The organism is Tenacibaculum sp. 1_MG-2023 (assembly GCF_030547425.1).
Classification (GTDB): domain Bacteria; phylum Bacteroidota; class Bacteroidia; order Flavobacteriales; family Flavobacteriaceae; genus Polaribacter.
On sequence record NZ_JAUORH010000003.1, the window covers coordinates 237578 to 244606 of the forward strand.

General features: G+C 35.0%; 1 protein-coding gene and 1 pseudogene. Both read left to right on the plus strand.

Features of this window, described 5'->3' with window-relative positions; all coding sequences use genetic code 11:
* The first annotated feature begins 4 nt into the window (after positions 1–4).
* Complete coding sequence (locus tag Q4517_RS04045; protein ID WP_303506504.1) at positions 5–1840, plus strand: PorP/SprF family type IX secretion system membrane protein; 1836 nt, start codon at positions 5–7, stop codon at positions 1838–1840.
* A 47-nt stretch (positions 1841–1887) separates the two neighbouring features.
* A pseudogene (locus Q4517_RS04050) lies at positions 1888–7029 on the plus strand (hypothetical protein); the annotation flags it as partial.

Below are 7029 nucleotides of genomic sequence, written 5' to 3' on the forward strand. Positions count from 1 at the left end.
TTAGATGATAAAAAAAATTACTTTATTTATTGTTTTAGTGTTAAATGTGTTTGTGATACAAGCACAATTTTCTGGTGGTGAGCAGCAATATAATAGCTTTAATTCTCGTAGTTTTATGAAATTTAATCGTTTTTTAACGGTGCCTACCTTTTCTGCTTTACGAGAAAATAAAACTTCAATTTCGGCTATCGTAAGAAATAGTAATGTTGAATTTGAAGACAATCCTAGACTATATTTAGCAGCCTACTCGGGAAAAATGCGAGAAAATGTGGGAGCAGGTTTAGCAGTTTATCAACAAGAAGTAGGAGTATTTAAAGATTTTGGAGCCTTAGCAAATTATGCGCATCGTTTGCAGTTAAATGAAACGATGGATTTAACTTTTGGATTTAACTTTTTATATAGTAGGAGAAGTGCTGATGGATTAAAAGTGAATTCAACAGATCCAGAACCACAAATATCCAATTACCAAGATATACCTGTTGTAAATTTTCAGCCAGCTATAACCTTATCAATAGGAAAGTTTGATGTAGGAGTGTTTTTTGAGAATTTAGTAGACTTTAATCTTAAAAAAAGTGAGATGGCAACTTCTTTTGGAGAAAAAACATTTTCGGGGCATCTAATGTACTCTCATGAATTTACTTACGCATCAGGGCTTTTTGAAGGTGCAGATATACGAATGTTAGCAATGGCAAGAAAACCAGGAGAAGGAGAGTTTGGTTATGGAGCAAATGCCATTGTAGATTTACCTAAAGCAGGTTGGGTAAAAGCAGGTTATGACAAAATATATGGAATTTCAGCTGGTGTTGGAATAAACCTTTCAGAAAATTTAGCGATAGGATTTAGTTACGAAAAAAGTAGTTTTGCAGCAACAAATGAAGTTGGACTTATTTATAATTTTGGTAAAAAAAGGTTTACAAGGGAACGACCTAAGAGGAGAACAGGAAATATTAAAGTTAACCTTCCAGAAAGAACACCAAAACAAGAAATAATATATAAAAACCCAGAGCATAACGATTTATCTGATGAAATTCAGCAAGCACAAGATTCTATTGATATTTTAAATAAAAAGATAGATGAAGTATTACGAATACTAAAAAATCAACCAACACCTAAAACAATTATCAATACTAATACAGTAATTGTTAAGGATAGTGCTCAAACAAAAGATACTTCATTAAAAAGAAGATCAAATAAACCGTGGCGTAAAAGTACGGTAACGCGCTCTGGTGGAGGAGGAACCATGTATTATGTGGTGTCTGATCAGTTTAGAAGTAAAGAAAATGCAGAAGCGTTAATAGATAAGTGGTCACGATTAGATATTGAAGCAAAATATGTATTTGAACCTAATAAAAAATTATACTATGTGTACATAGATAGGTTTGCTAAAGAAGAAGATGCAGAAGAAAAAGTAGATGATTTTAATGATAAAACCCGTTTGTTTGAGAAAAATGATGATAAAAAAGACAATTCTACAATAAAAGTTAACAAGATTACAAAAGATCCAGTGTATGTGGTTAAAATAACCTTAGGAGGAGCGTTAAGTAGCTCCGAAGAACCTAAAACACAACCTCCTGCTAGAGTTTACCCTATGGATGCTGAAGGAGTAGAACCAGGATATTATTTAAGAGTTTATGTAAACTCACAAAAAGCACTAGCTGACCGTAATGTTGATGAATTACGAGGTGATGATATAGATGCAGATTATTTTGTAGACCCAAAAACAGGCTACATGCATATCTACATTTTTAAAACAACAGATAGAGCAGAAGCGATTAAAATGTACAACACAAATTTAAATGGAACCTTTTACGATCGTAAGGCAATCATACAGATAAAATAAAATATATAACAGAAGAACTTGATTAATTAATTCCCCCAATTGATATTATGAAGAGAATAATTACCCTACTAATAATTGTATTACAGACCCTTATTGGTTTTTCACAAGAAAAACCTAAACCTAATTCAAAACCGGCAAAAGTAACATTAGATGAGACAGTTGGTTATGAAAAATTAATGGAAAAACTTTCTCAAGAGAAGGCATTAAAACCTCCATCAACACCTTATTTTGATCAGCGAGTTGTTAAACCTGACGGAAGCTCAGGAGGTATTAATATTAAAGGAGATATTACGTTTATAGCCAATAATGTTTTAAGTATTGATCAATGGGGGTATGACCCAGAAGACCCTTACGATGGATCTAGTTCAAACGGAACTGTTAATATGCAGTATATTGATATTGACGGGGATTCTTCTACAGATTCATCAAGTTCAGATGAGTTAAACTTACCAAGTTGTTCTAGAGTAGTATATGCAGGATTGTATTGGGCTGGTGTTTATCCTTACGAAACTTGGGGGGGACGAGAAAGTAGGAGATATAATCCATATCAAATAAAATTCAAATTACCTGGTGGGGCTTACCAAGATATAGAAGCAGATGCGAGTGATGTTACAAAGAGGGAGCTAATTTATGATAATGGTGTTGCTTATATATGTTATAAAGATATTACCTCAGATATTCAAGGGTTAGCAACTGTAAACCCTGAAGGGCATAATGGTACTTATGTAGCAGCTAACATTAGAGCAACAAGAGGAAGAGATTATTCCGGTGGTCTAGGAGGTTCTGGAGGTTGGACAATGGTAGTAATTTATGAAAATGAAACAGAGTCAAGTAAAAATATAGCTGTCTTTGATGGTTTTGCAGATGTACGTAATGGGAATAATGTAAATTTATCATATTCTGGATTTACAACAGTTCCAGTTGGTCCTAATCCTGCAAATCCAGCACCAGTAAGAGCAACATTATTAGCCGCAGCCTTAGAAGGAGATAGAAGTATATATGGAGATAGATTTCAAATTAAAAATACAGCTGGTAATTTTGTAAATCAGTATACTCCTAATACAAATCCCAGTGGTAATTTTTTTAATGGTAGTATTACTAGGTATGATCAATATGTAACATCACGAACCCCTGATAGTGAAAACACCTTAGGTTTTGATGCAGATTTATATCAGTTAAGTAACCCTAATAACAGTGTCATAACCAACGGACAAACTTCTGCAGAAGTAAAATTTACAACTAGTGGAGATGTATATTGGCCTTTTCTAAATGCTTTAGCTGTTGAAATTATAGAGCCTAAAGTACAACTAATAAAAACAATTGAGGATGCTAGTGGAAATGATATACAAGGTACACCTGTAGGTTTAGGGAGTGAATTGTTTTACAATATAAGCTTTCAAAATGTAGGAACAGATGATGCCAGAAATACAGTAATTACAGATTTATTACCAAAAAATGTAGACTTATTAACAACTACAGCACCAAATGGATCTGTTGCTCCAGATGGGACACGTTTTGATATAGACTTACCTCCAGGAGTATCTATAACAGCATACGATCCACCAAGCGCAGCCAATGATAATAGAGCTGAATTAGAGATTTCAGTGCCAAATAATATGGTTTTAGAGGGAGGTGCCCTTTATAACATTCGTATGCATGTTCAAGTAGTTACTGATTGTAGCCAGTTAAGAGATGTGTGTTCTACTGAGGTTAGAAACCAGGCGTTCGCAAAATACGAAGGAATTAGAGGGGGAGTTGTAGTTGATAACGAACCTAGTTATGCAGGTATAGACGATTGTGATTTTGGTATAGTAGGTACTTCAAACTTTTTAGTTGATACAAGTGGATGTTCTTTTGAAACGACACAAGTAATGTGTGGTTCTAGTATAACATTAACTGCTGGAGCAGGGTTTGAATCATACGAATGGAGAGATGCCTCAGGCACTTTATTAGGAACTACTACAGTACCATCTTTTGATGTAACTAGTGAAGGAACGTACACAGTTAATAAGATAGCTTCAGCTGCATCAGGGTGTATAAATGCTGAAGAAACCATACATGTTGTAGGATATAATTCAGAACCAAATCCATTGCAACCATTTGCAGATCAAGTGTTAACTTGTGCAAGTAATGGAGAAGAGTTAGCGGAAGTTTACTTATGTGGTGATAGTGGATCTAGAACGATTAGTTTACCGTTTGATACCTCTTCAGCTACAACAGTACAATGGTTTAAATTAGATGAATCTTCTTGTACTGATGTAACAGAGTCAGGGTGTCCTAATGTAAATACAGCCTGTACATGGAATGAAGTAGGAAGCGGAGAATTTTCTAGAGATTTTACTAATGAAGGAGAATTTCGTTTAGATGTTTTATATGATGGAAGATGTCCTAAAAGTTACTACTTCAATGTGTACAAAGCGACTTTAAATCCTACTTTTATTAAAGAAGATATTTTATGTGGAAACAACGGGTCTATTACTGTAAACAATATACCGGCAGGTTATCAATACAGTTTAACAGGTCCAGGAGGTTATAATGCTCCTTTTCAAGATAGTAATGTTTTTTCAGGTCTAACAGCCGCAGGAAACTATAACCTTTCAATCCGTGTAAGTAGTGCATCTGCAGCTTCATGTACATATACTTTTCCTCCTATTAATATTCAGGAAAATGACATAGATATGGACGTCATTACAACACCTATGCAGTGTTTTAATGATTCAGCACAAATAAGAGTTCAGGTAAATAATGTTCCTGGAGATTATACATATGAATTATTACAAGGTGGAAGTGTAGTAGGAACAGAAGGACCAACAGCTAATAACGATTTTACTTTTAATGTTACAGATGGGGGCGCTTATACAGTGAGAGTTACAACACCTCAATGTACCGCTACAGAAATGGTTGTTATTAATGAACCAGATGAGTTAGTACTTACTGCATTAAAAACTAAAGATATAACTTGTGAGTCAGGAAGTTCAGATGGAATAATTCAATTAACTGCAAGTGGAGGAACATTAGACACATCGTCAGGCAATAATTATAATTTTGCTGTATGGACGAGTCAGGGAACAGATTTATATACAAACCCATCAGATATTCCGAATACTGCTTTTTTAATACCAGCAACAAATCCATACACCTACAACGTGCCTGTTGGTAGTGAAGGAGTATATCGATTTATTGTTATTGATGATAATAACTGTTATACAATTTCAGCCCCAGTTGAAGTTACTGTAGAACCTGAATTAGTATTCACTCATTCAGAAACAGATGTAACTTGTAATGGTTTAACAGACGGAACTATTAATGTTAGTGTTAATGGAGATAATTTAGGATATGGAGTAGAGTATAGTATAGATAACACTACATGGTATACCACAGGTGCTTTTGATAGCTTAGATGATGGAACTTATACCATTTATATAAGGGCATCAAAAAATTCTTATCAGTGTTTATATGAAATTCCAAATGTAGTAATAAATGAGCCAGCACCACTTAATGGAGGAAGTGCTACAAAAACTGATTTAGAATGTAACACCTCTGGAGGAACTACCTTTGGTACTATAACCTATACAGCACCAACAGGAGGTACTCCTAATTATACATATTACTATAAGTTAAATTCAGCTGCAACTTATACTTTAGCAGCAAGTAATCCAGTAACAGGGCTCCCTGCAGGAACATACAACACAAGAGCAATAGACGCAAGTGGATGTATAATAGATTTAAATGATGTAACTATAAATGGGTTACCTTCAGTACCAAATTTAACAGAGTCAGTTGTTTATAATTGTGATGGTACAGGAAACGTAACTATAACAGCTACTCCAGCAGGAACATATACTTATACTTTAAACGGAAACTCAAATACTACGGGTGTATTTAATAATGTACCAGTAGGAGGATATACAGCTGAAGTAACTTATGGAGGTAGTTGTGTAGAAGATATTACGGTTACGGTAAATGCAGGAAATGAATTTTCAGGAAGTATTGTAGGTTCTACAGATAGTGAGTGCTATGGTTCAGATAATGGATCAATCACAATATCAGCAAATAACGTTATAGGAGGAAGTTTTGAATATTCGACAGATGGTGGAGCAACTTGGTCAATGACAGCCGATAACCCTTATAGAGTTGTAGGTTTAGCAGCAGGAACATATAATGTGTTTATAAGAGAAGCTGATGGAGGAGTGGCAAGTTGTGTATTTGATTTAGGTAATGTTACAATAGGGCAACCAGAAGAATTAACCTTGGCAGCATCAGTGACTCAAGAAGTAACTTGTAATATTGCAACAGGAACTATTACAGCTACTGCTACAGGAGGAATCCCTCCATACGAATACAGTATTGATGGAGGTGCTAATTGGGAAACTAGTAACGTGTTTAACAACGTGCCACCAAGAGCAACTGATTATGTTGTAATGGTTAAAGATAGTAGAAATTGTAACGAATGTGGCTGTACAGCCAAATTGTTCCAAAATGGAAGCTTTGAAAGACCAGCAGAAACAGCAACAAGATATAAATGGTATAATGAAGATGATGTACCAGGTTGGGACTCTACGGCGTCTGATAATTTAATAGAGCTTTGGCATAATGGATATAATGGTGTCACTGCTCATGAAGGAGCTACGTTTGCCGAATTAAATGCTAATAAAGAATCATCATTATATCAAGAATATTGTACACAACCAGGAGATATAATTACTTGGTCTGTAGCACACAGAGGAAGAAGTGGTTTAGATAGAGCAACAGTGAAAATAGGAAGTGACTTAGCCACAGCCGGAGTTGTTGAAACCATGGAAACAAATAACACTGCTTGGAAAGTATACACAGGTACTTATACTGTTCCAGTAGGGCAATCAACCACAATAATTGCTTTTGATGCATTATCAACAGCAGGAGGAAATAAGACAGTAGGGAATTTTATAGACGACGTACAAATTAATATTGCGAGTACAACTTGTGTACCTGTAAGTGTACCAGTTGTAGAACCAAATACAGTAGATTTTGATTTAACGCCTACATTATGTTATGATGGAAGTGGAAATGGCGAGATTCTGGTAGAAGTTACATCGGGTAATAATGATTACCAATTTAGGATAGATGGAGGAGTTTGGCAAACACCAGCAACGGCAACTCCAGATGAATTTACTTTTACAGGTTTAACAGACGGTACCTATAGTATTGAA

Excerpts from the sequence above, each read along its gene's own strand:
- Q4517_RS04045 (WP_303506504.1), top strand. The coding sequence starts at position 5 with ATGATAAAAAAAATTACTTTATTTATTGTTTTAGTGTTAAATGTGTTT.